This window comes from Desulfovectis peckii (assembly GCF_055391705.1).
Map to the genome: position 1 here is coordinate 1,604,667 of NZ_AP042409.1, position 22,337 is coordinate 1,627,003.

Annotated in this window: 20 protein-coding genes, 1 pseudogene and 1 riboswitch; of the genes and pseudogenes, 8 read left to right on the forward strand and 13 right to left on the reverse strand. The window is 41.8% G+C overall.

Annotated elements, in window-relative coordinates:
• Positions 1–320: 320 nt before the first annotated feature.
• From ACZ5NG_RS07955 to ACZ5NG_RS07995, 9 genes are all read right to left on the reverse strand, one after another.
• Positions 321–1,436: a Coenzyme F420 hydrogenase/dehydrogenase, beta subunit C-terminal domain gene (locus ACZ5NG_RS07955; protein WP_464251284.1), complete on the reverse strand. Its 1,116-nt coding sequence runs from the start codon at positions 1,434–1,436 to the stop codon at positions 321–323.
• A gap of 15 nt (positions 1,437–1,451) precedes the next feature.
• The gene (locus ACZ5NG_RS07960; RefSeq protein ID WP_464253135.1) at positions 1,452–1,841 is read right to left on the reverse strand and encodes a hydrogenase iron-sulfur subunit; all 390 of its coding nucleotides are present in this window, start codon (positions 1,839–1,841) and stop codon (positions 1,452–1,454) included.
• A 106-nt stretch (positions 1,842–1,947) separates the two neighbouring features.
• Positions 1,948–4,974 (reverse strand): FAD-dependent oxidoreductase, encoded by a 3,027-nt coding sequence (locus ACZ5NG_RS07965; RefSeq protein ID WP_464251285.1) that lies wholly within the window; start codon positions 4,972–4,974, stop codon positions 1,948–1,950.
• 42 nt (positions 4,975–5,016) lie between these two features.
• Entirely contained in the window at positions 5,017–5,868 is an 852-nt protein-coding gene (locus tag ACZ5NG_RS07970; protein WP_464251286.1) for a CoB--CoM heterodisulfide reductase iron-sulfur subunit B family protein, read from the reverse strand.
• A 39-nt stretch (positions 5,869–5,907) separates the two neighbouring features.
• Positions 5,908–6,480: a 4Fe-4S dicluster domain-containing protein gene (locus tag ACZ5NG_RS07975; protein ID WP_464251287.1), complete on the reverse strand. Its 573-nt coding sequence runs from the start codon at positions 6,478–6,480 to the stop codon at positions 5,908–5,910.
• A 385-nt stretch (positions 6,481–6,865) separates the two neighbouring features.
• Positions 6,866–8,590: a flagellar assembly protein A gene (locus tag ACZ5NG_RS07980; RefSeq protein ID WP_464251288.1), complete on the reverse strand. Its 1,725-nt coding sequence runs from the start codon at positions 8,588–8,590 to the stop codon at positions 6,866–6,868.
• Between the two features lie 132 nt (positions 8,591–8,722).
• Positions 8,723–9,463, reverse strand: coding sequence for a UPF0280 family protein (locus ACZ5NG_RS07985; RefSeq protein ID WP_464251289.1), 741 nt, complete (start codon positions 9,461–9,463; stop codon positions 8,723–8,725).
• Positions 9,464–9,465: 2 nt separating this feature from the next.
• Positions 9,466–9,864 carry an NIL domain-containing protein gene (locus tag ACZ5NG_RS07990; RefSeq protein ID WP_464251290.1) on the reverse strand — a complete coding sequence of 133 codons (399 nt, stop codon included), beginning with the start codon at positions 9,862–9,864 and terminating at the stop codon, positions 9,466–9,468.
• A gap of 17 nt (positions 9,865–9,881) precedes the next feature.
• Positions 9,882–11,078 carry a homocysteine biosynthesis protein gene (locus ACZ5NG_RS07995; protein ID WP_464251291.1) on the reverse strand — a complete coding sequence of 399 codons (1,197 nt, stop codon included), beginning with the start codon at positions 11,076–11,078 and terminating at the stop codon, positions 9,882–9,884.
• Between the two features lie 108 nt (positions 11,079–11,186).
• Positions 11,187–11,335: riboswitch (SAM riboswitch) on the reverse strand.
• A gap of 228 nt (positions 11,336–11,563) precedes the next feature.
• Here ACZ5NG_RS07995 and ACZ5NG_RS08000 point away from each other — a divergent pair.
• Complete coding sequence (locus tag ACZ5NG_RS08000) at positions 11,564–12,307, forward strand: tRNA 2-thiocytidine biosynthesis TtcA family protein (RefSeq protein WP_464251292.1); 744 nt, start codon at positions 11,564–11,566, stop codon at positions 12,305–12,307.
• A gap of 137 nt (positions 12,308–12,444) precedes the next feature.
• Positions 12,445–13,476 carry a GNAT family N-acetyltransferase gene (locus ACZ5NG_RS08005; protein ID WP_464251293.1) on the forward strand — a complete coding sequence of 344 codons (1,032 nt, stop codon included), beginning with the start codon at positions 12,445–12,447 and terminating at the stop codon, positions 13,474–13,476.
• Positions 13,477–13,526: 50 nt separating this feature from the next.
• On the opposite strand, the gene lgt is transcribed toward ACZ5NG_RS08005, so the two are convergent.
• Positions 13,527–14,300: a prolipoprotein diacylglyceryl transferase gene (gene lgt / locus ACZ5NG_RS08010; protein ID WP_464251294.1), complete on the reverse strand. Its 774-nt coding sequence runs from the start codon at positions 14,298–14,300 to the stop codon at positions 13,527–13,529.
• Between the two features lie 199 nt (positions 14,301–14,499).
• On the opposite strand from lgt, the gene upp reads away from it, so the two are divergent.
• Both upp and uraA read left to right on the forward strand, forming a co-directional pair.
• Positions 14,500–15,138 (forward strand): uracil phosphoribosyltransferase, encoded by a 639-nt coding sequence (upp, locus tag ACZ5NG_RS08015; protein ID WP_464251295.1) that lies wholly within the window; start codon positions 14,500–14,502, stop codon positions 15,136–15,138.
• A gap of 206 nt (positions 15,139–15,344) precedes the next feature.
• The gene (uraA, locus tag ACZ5NG_RS08020) at positions 15,345–16,616 is read left to right on the forward strand and encodes a uracil permease (RefSeq protein WP_464251296.1); all 1,272 of its coding nucleotides are present in this window, start codon (positions 15,345–15,347) and stop codon (positions 16,614–16,616) included.
• Between the two features lie 70 nt (positions 16,617–16,686).
• Here uraA and ACZ5NG_RS08025 read toward each other — a convergent pair whose 3' ends face one another.
• A complete protein-coding gene (locus ACZ5NG_RS08025; protein ID WP_464251297.1) occupies positions 16,687–17,208 on the reverse strand; it encodes a BON domain-containing protein in 522 nt (173 codons plus the stop codon).
• A gap of 235 nt (positions 17,209–17,443) precedes the next feature.
• Here ACZ5NG_RS08025 and sdaAB point away from each other — a divergent pair.
• Together sdaAB and sdaAA are read left to right on the forward strand one after the other, a co-directional pair.
• Positions 17,444–18,046, forward strand: a pseudogene (gene sdaAB, locus ACZ5NG_RS08030) (L-serine ammonia-lyase, iron-sulfur-dependent subunit beta); the annotation flags it as partial.
• A 69-nt stretch (positions 18,047–18,115) separates the two neighbouring features.
• Complete coding sequence (sdaAA, locus tag ACZ5NG_RS08035) at positions 18,116–18,991, forward strand: L-serine ammonia-lyase, iron-sulfur-dependent, subunit alpha (protein ID WP_464251298.1); 876 nt, start codon at positions 18,116–18,118, stop codon at positions 18,989–18,991.
• Between the two features lie 91 nt (positions 18,992–19,082).
• Here the strand turns inward: sdaAA and ACZ5NG_RS08040 are convergent, their stop codons facing one another.
• Positions 19,083–19,418, reverse strand: a complete 336-nt coding sequence (locus ACZ5NG_RS08040) for a hypothetical protein (protein ID WP_464251299.1) — start codon at positions 19,416–19,418, stop codon at positions 19,083–19,085.
• Between the two features lie 268 nt (positions 19,419–19,686).
• Between ACZ5NG_RS08040 and ACZ5NG_RS08045 the strand changes: the two genes are divergently transcribed.
• The gene (locus ACZ5NG_RS08045; RefSeq protein ID WP_464251300.1) at positions 19,687–21,060 is read left to right on the forward strand and encodes an alanine/glycine:cation symporter family protein; all 1,374 of its coding nucleotides are present in this window, start codon (positions 19,687–19,689) and stop codon (positions 21,058–21,060) included.
• A gap of 251 nt (positions 21,061–21,311) precedes the next feature.
• Here ACZ5NG_RS08045 and ACZ5NG_RS08050 read toward each other — a convergent pair whose 3' ends face one another.
• The gene (locus tag ACZ5NG_RS08050) at positions 21,312–21,944 is read right to left on the reverse strand and encodes a CBS and ACT domain-containing protein (RefSeq protein ID WP_464251301.1); all 633 of its coding nucleotides are present in this window, start codon (positions 21,942–21,944) and stop codon (positions 21,312–21,314) included.
• 173 nt (positions 21,945–22,117) lie between these two features.
• On the opposite strand from ACZ5NG_RS08050, the gene ACZ5NG_RS08055 reads away from it, so the two are divergent.
• Positions 22,118–22,309 carry a hypothetical protein gene (locus ACZ5NG_RS08055; RefSeq protein ID WP_464251302.1) on the forward strand — a complete coding sequence of 64 codons (192 nt, stop codon included), beginning with the start codon at positions 22,118–22,120 and terminating at the stop codon, positions 22,307–22,309.
• Positions 22,310–22,337 lie beyond the last annotated feature (28 nt).

The window sequence follows — 22,337 nt, forward strand, 5'->3', positions numbered from 1 at the left end:
CGTAAAGCTATATGCACCGCAATTTTATATATAGTAACAGGAGTTTTTTAATGTTCTAAAAGAATGGCGTTTTTTTTCAGTAAAAAAACCCGCGGTATCAGTTGCCCTGGCTGTATTAAATGCTTTAAAGCATTTACAGAGCGTAACGGTGAATTTTCCCGTTATCAATTGATTAAACAGCTCTTTAGTTTAGAGGGCTGTTTTTTTATTGTCTCCGGAAAACAATTGTTCTGTAAAAAGTTAATTATGTTTTAGTTCTTAAGCCATACCGCAAATAAAAAACTGCAGCGGATTCTTTTGACTCCGCTGCAGGTTAGATTTTATCTCGGTTCTAATTCTACTTCTTTGTAAGTAGTCAAGGGCAGTGGTTCCTCAAGATCCCTGCCGGGTTGATATTCAAAGAGATTCTGTATCTTACTGCTCATTACTTGGAACAGAGTGCCAATCGGAATATTGCTGGGACATGCCGCTTCGCACTGCCCACAGCCTACACATGATGAACCCATGTGATTGACACGGGTTAAATGAAACAGCAGTGTATCAGTAGGCATTTCAATACGGCCTTTCCGATCTGCCAAAGCCAAATATTTTTGAGCATCATATTGGAATGTCGGGCTTAAAAATACGCATTCGCGGCAGAAGCAAATCGGACATGCTTGACGGCAGTTACTGCATTTTAAGCAAATGGAAAGCTCCTCCGTCAACTTATCCATGTTATTAAATTTATTGCCAAATTCAGTGAATACTTTTTCTTTTTCCGAAGCACGCTCTTTCTTTAGACGTTCGATAGTGTCCATACGCTGGGTTGATTCGTTGGTTTCCGTCAAGCCCAAGCCTTTAATCCCTTCAGCCAGCTCTTCATTCACACTAATTAACAATTCAGCATTAGCATCTACGCCAACCCAACCAATGTGTATTTGTGCATGTTCGGTAGTAATATGATCGCAAATTTGACAAGCCTTGCGGACATCAAAATTATCTATGGCAGTTTGCCCCACTGCCGCCTTGGCAACCCAATTAGTCGGTTGTAACTTTCCATCGTTAACTAACTGTTTGTAATCGGCAGGATGGAAAGTTCCCAGGCAGTCTACACCGATAATAACTATGTTGTCTATGTTGGCCTGTTGCAGCTTAACCAGTTCAATCAGTGCCCGTGCTTCGCAAGAACGCAGTACTACACCGACCTTTTGTTCAAGGCCGCGGTAAGTAAGGTCAGCCACTAAACGCGCTGCATTCTGCAAACTGATTGGTGCCAGAGGGTTGACATCGGCTACCGCATCCGGATCTTTAACCAATGTTTGAACGGCAATTTGCCCACTGCCCATTTGCTGCACCATAAGTGCATCGACAACACCTTCAGTCAGTAAACCTTTCATAAACGGAGCCAGGCTGGCTGCCGGGTTATTATTTTCAACCTTTAAAGCAAAGTATTTCACGGTTACCTCACCTCCTTAAGTTTGCCAGTTTTTGCGCATTTTATTCGGCCCCAGCTGTTTCAACTTGTCAACCATTTCCGTAACCGTTTCACCAAACTTAATACCCTCTGAAGCACTGATAAACCTAAACCACAAACGGTCTTCTTCTATACCGTACTGTTTCAATACTTCTTTAGCCATCGCAATCTTGCGACGGGCTTTGTAATTGCCACTACCATAGTGGCAGTCACCGGGGTGTCAGCCACCCACCAGTACACCATCAGCACCTTCTAGCAGTGGACGCAAAAGATACATCGGGTCAACGGATCCGGTGCACATTACCCTAATTATGCGCACATTGGGTGGGTACTGAACACGAGAAGTACCAGCCAAATCCGCACCGGTATAAGCGCACCAGTTACACATCAAGCCGACAATTTTTGGTTCAAACTGGGCGTCTTTTTTTTCTTCCGGAATGCTCACAGTTGCAACCCCCTTTAATCAATTTGTGTTTCTTCGATTCAAAAGATTATTAGCCTAACGCAGCATCAAGCATCGCAATAATTTGTTGTTTTTCAAAGCTATTTTGTTGGCTGGCATTACTGGGGCAGGCAGCAACACATGCACCGCAACCCTGACACAACACTTCCCGCACACGAGCTACCTGTTTGCGTTCATCAATATAACGGGCATCGTATGGACATACTGATACGCATACCCCACAGCCTTTACACCATTTTTCATTTACCGTAGCTACGATACCCAGACTTTCCAGGCGATCCTTTGAGAGCAGGATCGACGCTCTAATTGCCGCAGCGTTAGCTTGGGCTAATGACTCACCAATCAGTTTTGGCGAGTGAGCCAAACCGCATAAATATAAACCGTCAGCAGCAAAATCTACCGGACGCAACTTCATATGTGCTTCCGAATAGAAACCGTCTGCATTTAAGGCTACCTTAAACATTTGGGACAGCTTTTCATTGTCCGCCCTGGGAACTATACCGGTGGAAAGCACCAGTAAGTCTGCATCAAGTACCAGCTGTTGTTTCAAAATCGGATCGGTAACTTTTACTTCAATCTTGTCAGCTTTTTTCGAAACATTCGGTTTGCTGTCCAGATCATAGCGGATAAAGATTACACCTTTTTCCCTTGCTTCCCGGTAATATTTTTCTTTCATACCATAGGTGCGAATATCGCGGTACAATACAAAAACATTAGCATCAGGATTATTTTTCTTAATTTGCAAAGCATTCTTCATGGCATGGGTACAACAAATTCTACTGCAGTAAGGGCGTCCTTCCTCTCTTGAACCCACACACTGAATCATGACAATGTTTTTAATATCTTTGACGGCACCGGCAGCAATTTTTTCTTCCAATTCTCTTTGCGTAACTACCCGGTCGCTTTCCCCATACAGGTATTCATTAGGTGTTGCCTGTTCTGCACCGGTGGCAATGATTACCACCCCATGTTCAATAACCTGAGACTCATCTCCGGTTTGTATGGTAGTTTGATAATTACCTAAATAACCGGAAACATTAGTGATTTCCGTGTTGGTAAATACCTTAATCAGCGATGTTTGATTAACTTTTTCAGTTAATTCCTTAACTAACTGCTGAGGATCGGAGCCCTCAATAGTATATTTCAGCTGTCTGGCATTACCACCCAATTCAGCATCCCGCTCAACCAGGTAAACACCAAAACCTTGTGCCGCCAAGTTCAGTGCAGCAGTCATTCCTGACACACCGCCACCTACAACCAGAGCACTGCGTTTTAAATCCGAGAAAGAAGTATGTACCGGTTTTGCCAGTTTAACTTTGGCTACGGCAATACGTACAAGCTCTTTAGCCTTTTCCGTGGCTGCTTGCGGATTATCTCGGTGTACCCAGCTGGCATGTTCACGAATATTGGCCTGTTCAAACAGGTAAGGGTTTAACCCCACTTCACGAATACTGGACATAAACAAGGGTGAGTGGGTACGCGGCGTACATGAGGCCACCACTACACGGTTTAAGTTATGCTTTACTACTGCCTCTTTGATGCGTTCAATGTTATCCTGTGAACAGGAAAATAAAAATTCTTCTGCATGAACAACGCCGGGTAGAGTTTTGGCGTACTCAACAACTTCCGGAACCTTTACAACTGAACCGATATTAATCCCGCAGTTACAAATAAATGCACCTACGCGAGGTTCCTCACCAAGCACATCTTTTTCCGGCGGATATTCTTTTTTCTGGGCAAGCGTACCTCTGGCTTCTGCCAAAACAGCCGCTGCTTGAGCTGCGGCACAACTTGCATCACCTACGGTTTCCGGAATATCCTTCGGTGCCACAAAAGCTCCGCTGGCATAAACACCGGGCTTAGTAGTGCCACTGGGATTAAATTCTTCGCACTTGCAAAATCCATGTTCATCCAGTTCGATGCCGACAGCCGCTGCCAGTTCTTTGTTATGCGCACTTGGTTTTAAACCGGCACACAGTACAACCATATCAAACTCTTCTTCTTTAAAAGCGCCATCGGCCGTTCGATACCTAATGATTAAATTCTTAGTTTGCTGCAGCTCTTTAATAGAAGAAATCATACATCTTTCATACTGCACGCCATACTGCAACCGAGCGCGATCGTAATATTTTTCAAAATCCTTACCATAGGCCCGGATATCCATAAAGAACACTTTTGTTTCCAAGCCGTCAATGTGTTCTTTGGCAATAATTGCTTCTTTGGTACCATACATGCAGCAAACCGCCGAACAATAACTTTGACCACGATTAACATCCCGTGAACCTACACATTGAATAAAGGCTATCTTCTTAGGCTCCTTGTGATCAGAGGGGCGTTCAACGTGACCCTGCGTTGGACCTGATGCCGACAACATCCGTTCAAATTGAATACTGGTTAGCACGTTGGGATATATACCCCAACCATATTCACCGTAAGCACTAACATCTAAGGGCTCAAAGCCAGGTGCTAAAATCACCGAACCAATTTCCAATGTTAATTCCTGATCCTGCATACTATGATCAATGGCTCCGGCATCACATACCTTAACACATTTACCACAGGCTTTAGGGTTCCTTAACTTCAAGCACTTTGCCGGATCAATAGCGTAAGCGTTAGGTGTTGCTTGGGCATACAACTTATAGATCGCCTTGCGAATTCCAAGTTCGCCGTCAAACTCACTTTTTACTTTAACGGGACACTCCTCAGCGCAGCGACCACAGGAAATACACTTATCTACATCAACATATCTGGCCCTTTGCAGTACCTTAGCCTTAAAGTTACCCGGCTCTCCTTCCAGGCCAAGAACCTCCGCATTGGTAATAATTTCAATATTTAAATGTCTGCCCACATCAACCAGTTTTGGCGACATGGTACACATGGCGCAATCGTTAGTCGGGAAGGTTTTGTCCAGCATAGCCATAGTACCGCCTATTGCCGGCTTTCTTTCAACTAAATAAACTTTATATCCGGCTTCGGCTAAATCTAGCGCCGATTGCATACCGGCTATACCGCCACCAACCACCATTATTGCACCGGTTAAATTTCCTTTTGCATTCATAAATTCACCAGACCTCCAGTCTTCGAGTTTGGTCCGGATGCCTTAGCCCATCAGGCCCAAAGAATTTAGTACTGATGTTGGGTTTACAAAATGCTGTTTAAACCATTTTTTAGTTTCTGGCAATCCAAAAGCTAACCCCATTAATTCGGTAAAATAAAATACCGGAATAGTTACATTAGCATCACGGCGTGTTTCCAAGTTGGTTTGGCATAACGGACAGGTAGTAACTATGGCATCTGCCCCAGCCTCTATTGCCGCATTCAATATTCTTCCCGTCAACCCGTAAACCACTTCTGCATTGGTAATAGATAAACTTGCTCCGCAGCATTCCGTTTTATAGGACCAAGTCAAAGGCTGTGCACCTAGGGCCTTAACTAACTTATCCATGCTTTGTGGGTTTTCAGGATCTTCAAAAGCCACAATATCTTTGGGACGAGATGTTAAGCAGCCGTAATAGCAAACCACCTTTAACCCTTCTAGCTTCTTAGTTACTTTCATGGAGATTGCCGGTATGCCGACATCATTGACAAATGCTTCCAGAGCACTTTTGGTTGTGACTTCACCGGTAAATTTATGTCCCAGTAAATTTTCCAGTTGAGCCTTGACCTTTTCACTGGTCTTTACTGCATGTTCAGCTGTTTTCAAACGATTATAACAAGCTGAACAGGGCACTATCGGGTCAAGCTTCATCCTTTCGGCAATAGCATAGTTTTGGGCAGGTAAAGCAATAGCTAAGTTGCGTGAAGTGGCATGTGCGGAAGTTGAACCGCAACAAATCCAGTCCGGCAACTCAACTAGCTCCACATCAATTGCCTTGCTCACAGCACGAATGGAGCGGTCAAATTCTATCCCGGTAGCTTCCAAAGAACAACCCGGATAATAGCCAAACTTCATAATATTTAACTACCCCCTTTCTAAATTTGCTTATAATACTTATTCATGTAAATCTACCTTATCAATGTTATTAAATATTTTGCGCAATTGATCTTTTGCCCGGACTCTACTTGGCAACAGGGGTAGCTTACCTCTGGTAAACAAGTCAAAGCCCATTTTTAAATCAGAAAACAAGTCGCCACTTTTTAATTTATAAAATCCCAACATAGAAATTTCGTGTACTCTTCCCCAGGATTTTATACTATTAATGAAATTGTTATGAAAGATTGGTATGTTCTTAACCGCTGCCGGTACCTGCTCTTTCAACGCCATCTCCCTTAATGTATCAGTAATTGCGGATATTGATATATTGTTAGGGCAGCGAGCACCGCAAGTATCGCAATTAACACAAAGCCAGATCGCTCTGCTTTTTAGTAGCTCATCCTTCAAACCAAATTGGATCATACGTATAATTTGGTTAGGAGTAAGATCCCCGTAAGCAGACATCTGGCATCCGGAAGCGCATCTCTGGCATTGAAAACACAAATTTATCGGCTGGTTGCTGAGTTCAGACACTTCCTTGGCAAAATTAAAGTCCAGTGCCTTGGTGTCACTATTTGTGATTATATTCACTATTTCTGCCCCCCTTTTGCGAAGCCTTCAAAATTAAATTTTATATTACCTAAGGAAATTTTAACATAGATTTGTCCAAAATTGTACCCCAAATTATGCAAAATTTAAAATTAGCAAAATATAATTTAACTATAGCAGAAAAATATTTTTTATATAATTTAATATTTTTAACAAAGGGAAAAAAATACACTTATTTTATCAATATATTTCGCTATATTTTTTTAACCTTGTTTGATTAGGTGCAATATTTAAAAAATTTTAGGGCGCAAAGTTTGTCGAAATGTGTCATTTTTCACAACCTAGAGTTCACCATTCAGTTGTCAAAAAAAAGACTAAAGCACTGCCAATCTTTAAATCGCAGCACTTCAGCCTTTAAAATAAATGTTTATTCTTCGTCCTTAACTAAAACATCATACTCTATATTATTTATCACTAGATTATTAGAACCTACCGAAATCCGCACATTGGAAAATGCCTTACCTATCTGCACCGGTTTGCCGGATGTCTTTATTAAGGTTTTGGCCCCCATCTCCGAACCGGCCACTTTAATTTTTACTCTTCCCGAACTGTTAATTGCGCCGCCGCGAAACACTGCATCGATAATTACATCTCCCTTAGCAATGATGTTTGTATTTATGCAGCCTTTACCGTCCACCCTTACATCGCCCGACGCCTCGATAGTGGAGTTAACTGCGTACGATACCCGTACATCCCCGTTTTTTTCTTTACTTAATATTTGCAATGATTGTATCGCAGCATTCGTACGCGATTGCAGCTTTTCAACTTCCTCAATTTTGTTAACTTTTAGCCAGCCCAAGCGCTTAAATTTAAGTTCTAATTCTCGCAGTAAATCCTCTATTTCCGTTGACACTACAAAGTGCCTTTTTCGTATCAGCGTATTCATTTTGTCTACTACAACGGGAATATTGGAGAAATTTTTGTTAATCAAAGCAACGATCATTTGCCCTAAGCTAAATTCCTTATTTAACTGTTCACATCTTTCTTTTAACACTTTTAACAGTTGAAGCATATTTTTGAAGGCTTGGTTAACATAAATTAAATTTTCTTCCAATTGCTCTAACTGCTTAGACACCCCGCCGGCAACAACAGATGAACTAATTAAATTTCTGCTTATTGTCACATTGCCAAAAGAATATATTTTGGCACCATATACCGAACCGCCAATGTCTATATTTCCACCGGCCAACAACGACATTCCTTCGGTTACATCCTTGGCAACGCGAATATCTCCGTTAAATTCTAAATTTCCGGTACTTAAATTAATTTCATCCAGTTCGATTACCGGCGTTACTCGAAAGATGTAGGTATTACCGGATTTAGACAACAGAGGGCAACCTCGCTCAGTGGCGACAACACTCATACCGTCTTGCTGTAGCATTGCTCCCGGTCCGGCTTTTAAGTTTATTTTTTTCATTTCCCTAACGGGGATAGAATTACCGTCCACACCCACACCCGGTTGTCCGGGTTGCCCGGGAATTTTAACTGCCAGTACTTGCCCCTGCTCAACGGCAATTGTCCGTTTCTTTTTATAGTCCACCCTGCCGTCTGCTAAAATTTGCGGCCGAGAATCACTTTCGGTATCAATAAGTATATTAACCGTTTCATCTACCGGCGGCTTTGGGGGGCTACCTTTAGCAACCAGTAACGGTGATTCCGATTGCGTTGCCAACAGCTCCACTATACTTTGTTCATTAATCCCATAAACAACACCGTGTTTGGTTAATTGTTCCTTCAACTGCCGTATCTCAAAGGGAAAGAATTTTTTTACCGTTGTTGTAACTTTAATTAACAAGTCATCATAAATTTTCTCTAATTCAATAGCAGGTTTTTGTTGCAGGGCTGGTTTGAGCTGCAAGTAGGCGCTTAAGCGATCTTCTGAAATGTCAACAATCACTTCAGCCGGCTTCATTTCTGACTTGGCAGTTAATAAAATTTGATCGCCCTTTTTTACTTCGCTGGTTTCCACAATCAGTTTACCGTTTACTTCACACAAAACATCTGGATGAGGAACTAAAAATAATCTGGCATCGCAATCCTCAGGAATGATAACCTTTGTATCATCTTGTAAGTAAATGTCGGTAGCAGTCATAACAATCAGTCCTTATTTAGTACAAAATTACTTTTTTTCTCTTAATAGTATCCTATATCATAAACTAGCAATAAACAAGAGTATAAGATAAAACATAAAAAGTTCGGCTCTTCTTTGAAGAGCCGAACTTTTTTATAAAGGAATTAATTTTACCTGACCGCGGACAGCCATTTTATCGCGATAAATAGCCAAAGCACCGGATACACCTTTAATTGCCAGGGCAAAATCTACCGCTGCTTGTAAATCTTCAGCGCTTTTAACTAAATTTGCCGCTGCAGTAGCTACTGCGTCTGCTAATACAGCCGAAGGAGATAAAATCGTCACCGCATCTGCCTGCCCGAAACTTAAAGAATGACCTACTGTACCGGAAGACGTACAGATGCCCAGCGGGGTTTGCTCAGGCAAAATTTCCAAAGCTATGCGCTGGCTGAAGGGAGATTCGCCGGCAAAAATACCGATCTTTCTCTTTTTGGCCGTGCGCATATATATATCTCCGCCGTTTTCAATAATAAACTCCTTAGTGTGCCGGGATAACCACTCGCCGACATACTGCGAAAAGGCTCCGGCAACGGCAGCCATGGGGCCAACGCCGGCTAAATTCGCAGCCTTTATCATATCTTTCACTATCGGTGGAGCGGCTTGAGCCGGCCGGTAAGGTTCCAAGGCCTTAACAAACTTACTGTCTTTTCTAATGTATTCTTCCAGCTGCTGCCTAAATTTTTTCACCACTTCTTCAACCCGGGCTGCCAATTCCGGACTAAATCGCTCCCGATTCACGGCAATATCCAGATCGGTTTGCTTTACAATTACCTGAAAATGCACCAAATCTTTTTGACTGTGCCATTGACGATAGTTTCTTTCCACATATTTCAAAGTTAAAAGCAAACCTCCATCGCTTTCATCGGGCAAATTTTTACACAAAGCTGACAAACTATGCATTTATCACTGTCAAATTTAACTACCATGTCCGGACGTCTAAGTGACAGTGCCCCGGTGGGGCAGGCATCTGTGCAAGTCCCGCAGTTAGTACAGCGAGTTTCATTGTTGATTACTTTTTCAGCTAACAGCTGAACTGTAATGTTTTGCTCTTTTAAAAACTTAATACCTTGCTCATAATTTTCTCCGGTTAACTCTAAAATTAAAGTGCCCTCTTTTTTGGGATTAATGCGGGCTTTGATTATATTAACCACTAAGTCAAAATCCTTTACCAAATGATAGATAATTGGTTTATCAGAAGTATCCGCTTTAAACCCTAAAATTATTTTTCTAGACATAACTCTCTCCTTTTCTATTAATCAACATCTAAAGTTTTAGCTGTGATATTGTCTTTAGCAGTCGGTATTGACTGCACCGGTTCAGTTAACAAAAAGCGACCGGCCTTTATCCATTCTTTTAACTTAACGGCTATCTCTACTGCCATTGGATAGCTGGACATTGGGGCGGTTTTTACCCTTTTACCCATCACCGTGATTTCACCGCTTTTAAGATCTGCATAGCTGACAAACCCTAAATTTTTTCCGGTGCGTTGCGGGTAATCAGTGCTGTAATCGACAATAGGCGCGTACAACTCTTTATCCGACCGGGAAGCCCAGCGCATTACTTCCTCATTTAAAATTGGAATCGGTATACCGATGCCTACCGCCAAACTACAGCCGTACCCCAACATGCTTACACCTCTTACGTAGCGTGGCTTCATTTGTTTCAGGTCACCAATGACCGCCAATGTACCGCCGGACGGATGTAGTTCTACACCGGCAGCATTAATTACTTCAGGAAAATGTTGTGTGCCGTGCCAAGCCACATAGCCAACCCCACCTCCCAGGAAAATGCGGGTACCAATACCAATAGTCATAAAATGTGGGTCTTTTAAAAGCGGACTTAACTGTCCTGACGTACTATAATGAGCATTGGCTAATTGGGGCTGCAACATGCCCATATAGGTGTATATGGTTTTATCACTTGTGTTAACCGCGCAATTATAATTTTGATATGCATTGCGAGGATTAAACATAATTGCTTCATTGATGTCATCCAAGGTGATATATGTCTTTAATTCACGGCGCGGGTAGCAGTCCGTGCCGTATGACCATGCTCTCAACTCAACCGGTTTGCGAGCAATTAAATCTTCTATTACGTGTCCGCCGCCGTAACGAAACTCTCCTGGGTAATCTTTATTTAGCGGATCATCTTCAGAAGGTTCAGTAGCACCTAAATAAGCATCGGCAGCAGCAATGCCGGCATAGGCCGGAACATTATTCAGCCACACTTTACCGATCTTCATCCGTGGCTTGGTGTGACCAAAGTTTAAAAAAACACCGGAGGAACACATCGGTCCAAAGGTACCGGTAGTCACCACATCTACTTCTTTTGCCGCTTGAGCAACACCCTTTTCTTCAACAAGGGATATTACTTCTTCTGCTGTTAATACTACTGCCTGACCGCGCCTGATCTTGTCGTTGATCTCGTCATATGTCTTTTGCACAGACATTATTCTTTTTACCTCCTCTTGGTGTGCTCTTTTTTTAGCAAACCAAATAGAAAAACCTCTTCGTTAATAAATTAACAGAAGAGGTTTCATCTACTTGCTACGCTACACCTCTTATCTGCCAAGAGATTACTCTTGCAGGAATTAGCACCAAGTCCATTAACAGAATGTAAACGGTTAATGCCGTAGCAACATTAACCTCTGTTAATGCGGTTGCCGGGTTTCATTGGGCCTGTTCCCTCCACCACTCTGGATAAGAGCACACTTTAATTATTTAATTAATATGGTAATTGGTATTTTAGCAGCTTAAAGCGGCAATGTCAAACAATAATTATGAAAAAATTTGATAATGTTTAAGGTGAAAAACCGGTCTATCAACAACATTTGACAAAATAATACATAAAATGATGTATTTGCATATAAAAAATAATAAATTTTTTAGTATATTATTTATGTCATCTTAATTTTAAAGTAAAGGGTGTAGCTAAATGGGTAAAAACAAAAAAGACATTTTAAAATGGACCTTAAGCCAAATGGTAAAAGCCATTGCCGACTATAAAATGATTGAAGACGGTGACAAGGTAGCAATAGGGCTTTCCGGAGGTAAGGACAGCAGTGCACTGCTGTACGCCCTGGCTTATTACCAAAAATATTACCCTTACAACTTTGAACTTCAACCCATTCACGTTACTATGGGTTGGGATATGGATCTTACCCCTTTACAGGATTTCTGTAATTCCTTAGGGTGGCCTTTATACCTGCAGAATGCAGAGATCGGCCGCATTGTATTTGATGCCCGGCAAGAAAAAAATCCTTGTGCTCTTTGTGCCACCCTCCGTCGCGGCGCTTTAAACAATGCCGCTAAAGAGCTGGGCTGCAATAAAGTAGCATTAGCCCATCATTTAGATGATTTCATTGAAACCTTCTTTATGGGGTTATTTTATAACGCACAAATTAAAACATTTTCCCCCCGTACTTTTTTAAATCGGACACAACTAACTATGATTCGCCCCTTTGCCTATTTAACGGAAAGAGACGTAATTAGACTGGTCAATAAAAAAAATATACCGGTAATCGAAAACCCTTGTCCGGCTAATCGTAAAACCAAGCGTGAAGAGGCGAAACAGTTTGTGAGTGAGCTCTCTCGCACCTATCCTAACATCAGGGACAATTTTATTGTGGCCTTAAAAAACTTCGACAGCAAAAATTTGTGGCCTAAGCCAATGAGATAATTATTGTCTATCAATCACCGTTTTCTTTTTCCTTGCATACTATACAGAAAGCCCAGCCACGTTTACTTTTTGCTGGATGTTTTTGCGGCTGACCCCCAGTAGGCAGCCTTTTTTTCTTGTTAAAGGGAGGATTTGGCTTGGCAGTTAAGGTATATAAAGTTTCCAACCGGCGAGAGTTTGATCTCTTCATCCGCATGCCATTGGCAATTTATTACAACGACCCTTATTGGCCACCACAATCGTTGGATCTGGCTGCAGACTCACTACTGCAGATACCGCCGCAAAATTGCACGTTACTGTTAGCGGTGAAAAATAACGAGCTAGTAGGGCGAATAGCAGGTATGATTAACCCCATGCATACCGAACATGACACCGCGTTATTTGGCTATTTTGAGTGCATCAATGACAGCACGGTAGCCGCTAAACTGCTGCAAAGATTAGAGAATTGGGCTAGGCAAAAAGAATATCGATATTTAATCGGTCCGACCAGCTACAATACAAACGACAGCATCGGATTGCTCATTGAAGGCTTTAACCGCCCCGCCCAATACAGCATGCCCTATAACAAAAGCTATTACCCCCAATTGCTTGAGCAAGCCGGCTTCGGCAAACATCTTGACTTGCTGGCTTATTTGTGGACTGCCCAGCCATTGCCGGAAAAACTAACCCGCATTGCCCGGAAAGTTATAAAAACCAAGGGATTAGTGCTGAGGACTTTAAATTTAAACAACATTGCCAAAGAAGCTGCTTTTCTGGCCAGTGTGCACAATCAAACAATGCTTGATAACTGGGGTGCAGGAAAACTTTCAGTTCATGATGCCGCTAACTATTTACTCACCTATCGTTTATTTGCCGATCCGGATTTACTTTTGGCGGTTGAAATTAACGGTGAACCGGCCGGAATTTGTTTAACTATCACCGAAAGATCTTTTGGAGGGGCGTCAAGCTGCCGGGTAGCTGTGCTGGCAGTGGTACCGAAGTTTCGCACTAAAGGTGTCGCTGCCTTATTGATGCATGAAACCGCCAACAGATTGCGACATAAAGGATACCGAGAAGCAGAAATATCATTAATACTGGAAAACAACCGCATGATGAACCGCATTTTACAAAAAACCTTCGGTTTTGAAATTATAAAGCGATTTCGGGTTTATAAGAAAACTTTGGAATAAGCCTTTGCCCAAGCATATATCTCACAGTCAAAACTTAAAAAAACCGGCAGTTAATGCACTGCCGGTTTATTTTTCTTTCGACCGTAAATAATGGCCACAACACTGATGATTATTAATATTAAACTGACCAATTGAGCCACTCTGAATGGGCCAAGCATTAAACTATCGGTACGCATACCCTCGATAAAAAATCTGCCTACCGAATACAAGCCCAAATATAAAAAAGCAACCTCACCGTTAAAACCTTTTTTATTCCAATATAAGTATAAAAAACCAAAAACAGCTAAATTCCATAGGGATTCATAAAGAAAGGTTGGATGATGGTACTGTCCGTTAATGTACATTTGATTTTGAATAAAACCGGGGAAATGTGCCATAAAACTTTCGCTTACCGGCCCACCGTAAGCCTCTTGATTGATGAAATTGCCCCAGCGGCCGATGGCTTGTCCCAAGATAACACTGGGAGCACAAACATCAGCCACCTGCCACATAGGAAGCTTTGCTTTGCGTATATAGAGATAGCCGGCCAGTATACCGCCAATTAACCCGCCATGAATAGCCAACCCGCCATGCCATACTGCAAATACCTCAATTGGGTTAGCGGCATAATTTTCCCAAGAAAAGATAACATAATACAATCTGGCTCCGACAATAGCTGCCGGAATAATTAAAATCACCATGTTAATAATATGATCGTAATCAATACCTACTTGCTCAGCACGGCGGCATGCTAAGAAAATACCAACGATAAAAGCAGTGGCAATGATTATTCCATACCAATAAATCGGCACCGAACCGATATAAAAGGCTACCGGATTGATCAAGCTCTTTTCACTCCTTAATTTTTTATTATCGACAAGAAGGAATTAAACAATAATACATAGAAGTGTTAGTAGGTTTAACAAAATTTGAGTTTTTTCTAATTATAGCACAGTATAGTAAAAATATTGCTCGATAATGTTGTAAAAATACATCACTTTTGTCCAGTGCTTATTAAGTCATTTATTTGAAGGAGGAATACTTTTGAGCAAAACAACTGTTGTCAAGCATCCGGTAGTTGAACATTGTTTAAAAATCCTCAGAGATCAGGATTCAGATATTGTTGCTTTCCGTAGCTCACTAACCCGATTGGGATTTTTTTTGGCTGCAGAAGCAACGAAAGACATTCCGACTAAAACTGTAGAAATAATAACACCGCTAAATATCTCCACCAAGGTTTCTGAAATTATCGATGACAGCGTATTATTAGTACCTATTCTGAGAGCCGGCTTAGGCTTTGTAGAAAGCTTTTTAGAGCTTATTCCGCGGGCTAAGGTTGCTCATATCGGCATGTCACGTGATCATGAAACACTGGAAGCTAAAGTTTATTTACGTACACTGCCTGACAATGTAGCTGACTATAAAAAGGTATTTGTTCTTGACCCAATGTTAGCTACCGGTAACAGTTGTGTAAAAACTTTGGAAATCTTAGTAGAGGCAGGCGTAAAACCGGAAAACCTCGTAGTAACCTGTGCCTTTGCTGTTGAAGAAGGCATTGAACAAATTAAGTCAAAATACCCGGAAGTTAAAATAATTACGGCCGCAATTGACGAAAAGCTTAATGAATTTGGTTATATTGTTCCCGGATGTGGAGATGCCGGTGACAGGTTGTTTTTAATTTAACTTTTTTTATAATTCTTCCTTTTAATTCGACAAAAAGTTTGCTATAATCTTAAAGACAACTTAATAATTACCTTTAATTTAGTCCAGAGAGGCTAAGAAGGTAGTAGTGGTGCTTTTTGCCGGTTTTTAACCGGTTAGATGGTTGGCTGTACGCTTCTATCCTCTTGGATAGAAGCTTTTTTATTTATCTAAGGGAGGGAATTGTTTTGATAAAAAGAGAAATTCAAGTAGAAGAAAAATTACCCCTATTACAAACATTGCCCCTATCACTTCAACACCTGTTTGCAATGTTTGGAGCAACCGTTTTAGTACCGTTTATTTTCCAAGTTAACCCGGCTACCATTTTATTTATGAACGGCATCGGCACCTTGCTGTATATTTTAATATGTAAAGGCAAAATACCGGCTTACTTGGGTTCCAGCTTTGCCTTTATTTCTCCGGTGACGGTAGTTTTAGCAAACGGCAGTTATGAACAAGCCCTGGGCGGATTTGTTGCCGTAGGTATAGTTTTTTGTTTGGTGGCCTTACTGATTGGTGCTGTTGGCACAAAGTGGATTGACGTATTATTTCCCCCGGCTGCAATGGGGGCAATCGTAGCAGTAATTGGTTTGGAATTGGCACCCACCGCTGCACAAATGGCAGGATTAATTTTACCGGCCGATGCTGCAGCGGATGCAGTGAGAGATCCGCAGGCCATTATGGTTTCCATGATCACGTTAGTAGTTACCGTTATCGGTTCAGTAGTATTTAGAGGCTTTTTGGCAATCATCCCTATATTAATTGGCGTAATTACCGGTTACTGCGTCGCCCTGGCTATAGGTATGGTTGACACTCAAGCGGTTGCTGACGCAGCATGGTTCAGTTTGCCCACTTTTTACACTCCTCAGTTTGATTGGACGGCCATTTCCATAATTCTGCCGGCTGCGTTAGTTGTTATTGCCGAACACGTCGGCCACTTATTTGTTACCGGAAATATCGTCGGCCGGGATTTAGCCAAAAAACCCGGCTTGCACCGCTCACTGCTGGGAAACGGTATCTCTACTTTAATTTCCGGTTTCGTCGGTTCCACCCCTAATACAACTTACGGTGAAAACATCGGTGTCATGGCTATCACCAGAGTATACAGTGTCTGGGTAATTGGCGGCGCGGCGGTTATGGCCATTATCCTCTCTTTCATCGGTAAATTGTCGGCATTAATCATGAGTATTCCCTCCCCGGTAATGGGCGGAGTAAGTTTGCTGTTATTTGGCACCATTGCCGCCTCCGGTTTTCGCATGTTGGTAGAAGCAAAAGTCGACTACGGCAAATCAACCAACCTGATATTAACCTCTGTAACTATGATTGTCGGGCTTAGCGGTGCTGAGGTAACAATGGGAGCAGTGAGCTTAACCGGTATGGGCTTAGCAACGGTAGTAGCAATTTTGTTGAGTTTATTTTTTAAACTGCTGGACATTACCGGCTTGAAAAATGAAGCATAGTCTGTAGATATAAAAAAGGCTGAAGCACGGTGAACTTTTCGTCATTGTGCTTCAGCCCCTTTTCTTTGACCTACTCCGGACGGATAATTTTGCCTCCTTCTTCCCTATCATTATTTACTTGACTGTGAAATAATTCTTCTAAGTTTAAATCATCGGGCTGATATTTTACTTGAGAAATTACTTCTTTCACCCCGCGGGCTTTGGATGCCGCTTTGATCGCCGCATTAATTTCTTCTTTGTCATCACTGCTGCCCACTAAAAACACTTTACCGTCCACACTTTTAGCCCCGATATGCTTTAAGTTTACTCTTGGGTCAGCATTTAGTTCTTCGGCTACTTCAAATTCAACGTCTCGATCGGTAATTTGGCCGTCGGTAGCTATAGAAATACCGTTTTCAATCCGCTTAATCCCTGCAACCTGCGATACGATTTCATTTAAGCGTTGTTTTTCGGCCAGACTGTCAACGATTCCGCTTAACTGCACTTCCCCGTCAATGACATCGGCCCGAATATCATAACCCTTCATATCGGTATGGCCATTTATGGCTGCTTGCACTTGCTCTTTTAGATACTCATCTTTTCTACGACCCATCTTTATCGCCCCTTTTAAAACAGATCTAATTTTTTTTATTATTCCCGCCTCCTGTTGCTTCATCGAAGTAATCTATTTCCATTACTTTAATTGCTAAATTTTATATATAATACTATTGCTTTACTTCTATAAAAATAATCGCTATATTTAATAATGTGAACTAAGGAGGTAAAAAATGAAGTACACATCTGTTTTTGATATAGTGGGCCCGGCGATGATTGGCCCATCCAGTTCTCATACGGCAGGAGCAGCCAAAATCGGTTTAATGGCCAGAAACATCTTTAATGCCCAGCCGGAAAAAATAAAAATAATTTTTTACGGTTCTTTTGCTAAAACTTACCGCGGGCACGGCACAGATTTAGCAGTGGTCGGCGGGCTGTTAAAATATCCCGTTGATGATCAGAGAATTGTCAATTCCTTAAATGATGCTGCCACACTGGGCATCAAAGTGACAATCACTACCAGCGAAGAAGAGACTGACCATCCTAACACCGTTAAAATTATTCTTGAGCTTCAAAACCGAGTTTTTGAAATTACCGGTATCTCTACCGGTGGTGGACGTGCGGAAATTGTCGACATCAACAGATTTAAAGTTAAGACTGCCGCTAACTCCAACTCCTTATTGGTCTTTCACTATGATCGCTATGGCGTAATTGCTTCGGTAGCAAATCTGTTAGCCGCACACCGCATCAATATCGGTCGCATGGAAGTAGCAAGAAAATCTAAAGGCCGTGAAGCACTAATGGTAATAGAAACGGATCAGGATGTACCAAAGGAAATTAAGTTGGAAATGGAAAAACTGCCTAACATTACCGATGTGATAATATTCAATAATTAACCTTAATACTTAGGCAACAATATACCTGGCATTTTCGGTAAGGTTTTGTTGCGGAAAAGGGGTGTAAAAATGCGCTTCACATCAATAGAAGAGCTTGTTAGCTTAGCGGAAAAGTCCGGTCTGAGAATTTCCGATATTATGATCAAGTATGAAGCTGCAGTCCAGGAAAGGGATCCCGAGCTAATTTATCAAAATATGTCAAATAACTTAACCGTTATGGAACAGGCTATCGAACGGGGGTTAACAGAAGAACTGAAATCCCGTAGTGGCCTAGTAGGGGGAGATGCAAGGCTGTTGGCCAAATACCAAAGTCAGCAACCTCTAAGCGGAGCCATAATGATTGATGCGATAACAAAGTCCTTGGCAACCGCGGAAGTAAATGCCTGTATGGGGGCAGTAGTGGCCGTGCCAACGGCAGGCTCATGCGGTATTGTTCCGGGCTGCGTATTGGCAGTGGGTTCTCATCTGAAATCCAGCCGTGATGATTTAATCCACGCACTGTTTACGGCCGGTGCCATCGGGCTGGTTATCGCCAACAACGCCTCAATATCAGGCGCTGCCGGTGGCTGCCAGGCAGAAGTAGGTTCTGCGGCCGGTATGGCAGCTGCTGCCGTTGTACAACTGGCAGGAGGTTCACCGAACCAGTGCGCACACGCAGTAGCCATTGCATTAAAAAGCATGTTGGGCTTGGTGTGCGATCCGGTAGCAGGGCTGGTAGAAATACCTTGTGTTAAAAGAAACGCTACCGGTGCAGCCATCGCCATCACCGCCGCAGATATGGCACTGGCAGGAATAAAAAGTGCAATACCCTGTGATGAGGTAATAGATGCTCTCCACAGGGTAGGCCGTTCACTGCCGGTAACCTTAAGAGAAACTTCTATGGGCGGCTTGGCCACAACTTCAACCGCAAAGAAAATTGAAGAAGAAATATTTAAATCTAGTTGAGCTAACAATAAGGCTGTTTAGCGGAACTGTAATATGTCAAAAGGCGCTCTTTCCAGCACAAACGGTAAGGGCGCCCGCATCTAAATTTAAATTACATATTTAGTTGTTGTTGCTTAAGGGCCGCTTTAGCGTAAATTCTTTCCATCAGGTATATTGTGCAAAAGGTATGATGCACTTGAATAGCTACACTTTCCACTGAATTTTCATCATCAACTAAATCTTCTTTAATAATTGTTTCAAAACCATACTCCTCTTCTAAATAAGATTTAATTTGCTGCAGCACCTCTTTCCTAACTTCGACATCACCTATTTCCCGCCAAGGCATAAAAGGGTCAATGTCTGCTTTTCCTGTCACTTTTTTCGTCAAATCTAAAAAAATATCTCGAAACTGAATAAACGAAGGTTGACGTTTATCTAAAACTTTCATTATTGTACAAACCCCCAGTAATAAATTAATTTCCAACAGCATAAGTTTATCAAAACACCTAATTTACTTTCAATATCCTTCCAAAGGATGTTTTTTACATATTTTTAGTCATTTACCATTTTCAGAATAATTAAAAATTTTTTTGTTGATTAGCAGGAAATGCAAAGTCAAGGGAGAATAGTATTTTTAAAAATAGGGCTGAGGGATTGCTGGGGGATTAATTGATTGAATATTTTAAAAACAAATTCTAAGGAGTGATGCTTTAAAAATGGACTTCTCTGAAATTATAGGTACACTTAGTGATTTTGTTTGGGGACCCTACATGCTGGTATTAATTGTAGGTACCGGTATTTTCTTAACTATTCGTCTTGGATTCATACAAGTAAAAACTCTGCCCTATGCTTTAAAGCTGGCTTTTAGCAGAAACCAAGACAAAACATCACAAGGGGATATTTCCCACTTCCAATCCCTAACGACTGCTCTCTCAGCTACTATTGGTACCGGTAACATTGCCGGTGTAGCAACCGCCTATGTGCTTGGTGGTCCAGGCGCTATTTTTTGGATGTGGATTACCGCCGTTTTCGGTATGGCCACAAAATACAGTGAGGCTATACTAGCGGTAAAATATCGGATTGTTGACGATAACGGTAATATGGCCGGTGGCCCGATGTACTACATCGAAAGAGGTTTGGGCTGGAAATGGCTGGGTTGGTTATTTGCCTTCTTTGGCGCCGTTGCTGCCTTTGGTATCGGCAATATGGTACAAACCAACTCTGTTGCCGATGTTGTACAGTCTAACTTCGGCGTATCACCGATTATCACCGGTTTATTGCTAGCGTTTTTCACTGCATTAGTTATCCTCGGCGGTATTAAGAGTATTGGTAAAGCAACCGGTTTTATCGTGCCCTTTATGGCTCTGTTCTACATTATAGGTGGTTTGGCAATTATATTTATTCATATTAACCTGGTTCCTGAAGCTTTTGCTTTAATTATTAAAGACGCCTTTACCGGCGAAGCGGCTGCCGGCGGTGCCCTGGGCACTGTAATTCGCTGGGGGGTTGCCCGCGGTGTATTCTCTAACGAAGCCGGTTTAGGTTCGGCTCCGATTGCTGCCGCAGCAGCTATCACAGACCACCCCGGCCGTCAAGCCTTGGTATCTATGACCGGTACTTTCCTGGATACTATTTGTGTATGTACTATCACCGGTTTAGGCTTAGTAATTGGCGGTATAACCGGTTTGGTTCCGGAAGGTTTAGAAGGTGCTTCTCTCACAGCCGCTTCTTTCAATGCACTGTTACCTGGTAACAACCTCGGTGCATATTTAGTTACCATTGGATTGATTTTCTTTGCCTATTCCACAGTTCTCGGCTGGTCTTATTACGGTGAAAAGTGCTTCCAATACCTGTTGGGCACCAAAGGTATTACAGTTTATCGCTGGGCTTTTGTCTTAGTAGCTTTCTGGGGTGCAACTGCAAAATTAGATGTTGTATGGGGTATCGCTGACGTATTTAACGGTGCCATGGCTATTCCTAACTTAATTGGTTTGCTGCTCTTATCCAATGTAATTGTATCTGAAACCAAAGACTTTAATAAATTGCGCCAAAAAGAACTGCAGCAATCCGCTCAAAACATCAGCGCCTAACTGTTAAAAGAAAAATCAATTTATTCTGAATAACACAAAAAAGGGCGTGTCGTTTGGCGACACGCCCTTACAATTTATCACCATTTTTTTCGGTTTTTATAAGGGCAGGAAAGCATGCTTGCCCGTTTACCATCAAGTAAACATTTCCTTTACGAGCCGGCGCAGAGACCGGCCCCACAAAATTATTTGGTAATATTATCTTTGGCCTGTATGGGTAGTATCCCGCCTTGTCCATCCTCGCAGTTTTTTAACTAGTTAACTCTGATCACTGAAAACCCGGCATCTTTTAAAGCCTTAATAACTTCCTCCGGCTCTACGGTGCTTAAACGTAGCATTACCTGCACCCGATCTTTGGTTTTTTCCGACACAGCAATTCCAATCAAATTGACATTACAATCCCTTACTATGCCGGTAATTTGCGCAATTAACCCCATACGGTCTTCAGCTTCAATAACTATACGCGTACCGACCTTTTTAAAGCCAAACATTTTAATCAATGCGTCAAATAGGTCTGTTTGGGTGATTATGCCAACCAGCGCTCCGTTTTCTTGAACAAGCAGGCAGTTAACTTTGTGTTCCCTCATTATTAAAGCGGCTTCTTCAATAGTGCAATCGGGAGAGACAGTAATCGGATCTTTAATCATTACATCGCCAACAACTAATTTAGACATTAGATCTTTCATTTCATAAACACTTAATGTGGTAGCCGGCGAAGGTGAAACGGCAAGCAATATCCGCTCAGTAATTAAACCCACTAATTTATTTTGTGATACTACCGGCAGCTGTCTGATTTTATGTTTTTTTATTATTGCCAGCGCCTCGGTAACCGGTGTTTGTTTGCGAATGGTAATCGGTGATGTGGTCATGTAATCCCCCACAAACATAAGAACACCCCCTTTTATCAAAAACACTTAACTTCGTTTACTACTTTAAATGTACGAAATATAGCATCTTATTGTCAATATATTCAGGTGATATGAAATTATTATAGTACTAGGTGTAATGCTGAAATTTATGGTATAATTATAATTATTTGAGAAAGGGGTGTAATGACCGGATGTTAGATGTAATTTGCTACCGGCTGAAAGGACATTTGCAGTATCAAGCAGAAATTGTACCGGCAGGTACACCTGTAAATGATGCTGTTGAAAATATTCAAAATGTGGAGGAAATCCTGCGTTTTACAGGGTTTGCGGATCAAAAAGAGGCGCAAAAATTTATTGACAAATTCCAATCAGATTCCAAATAACAACCTGATTGGAATTTGCCTTTTTTAA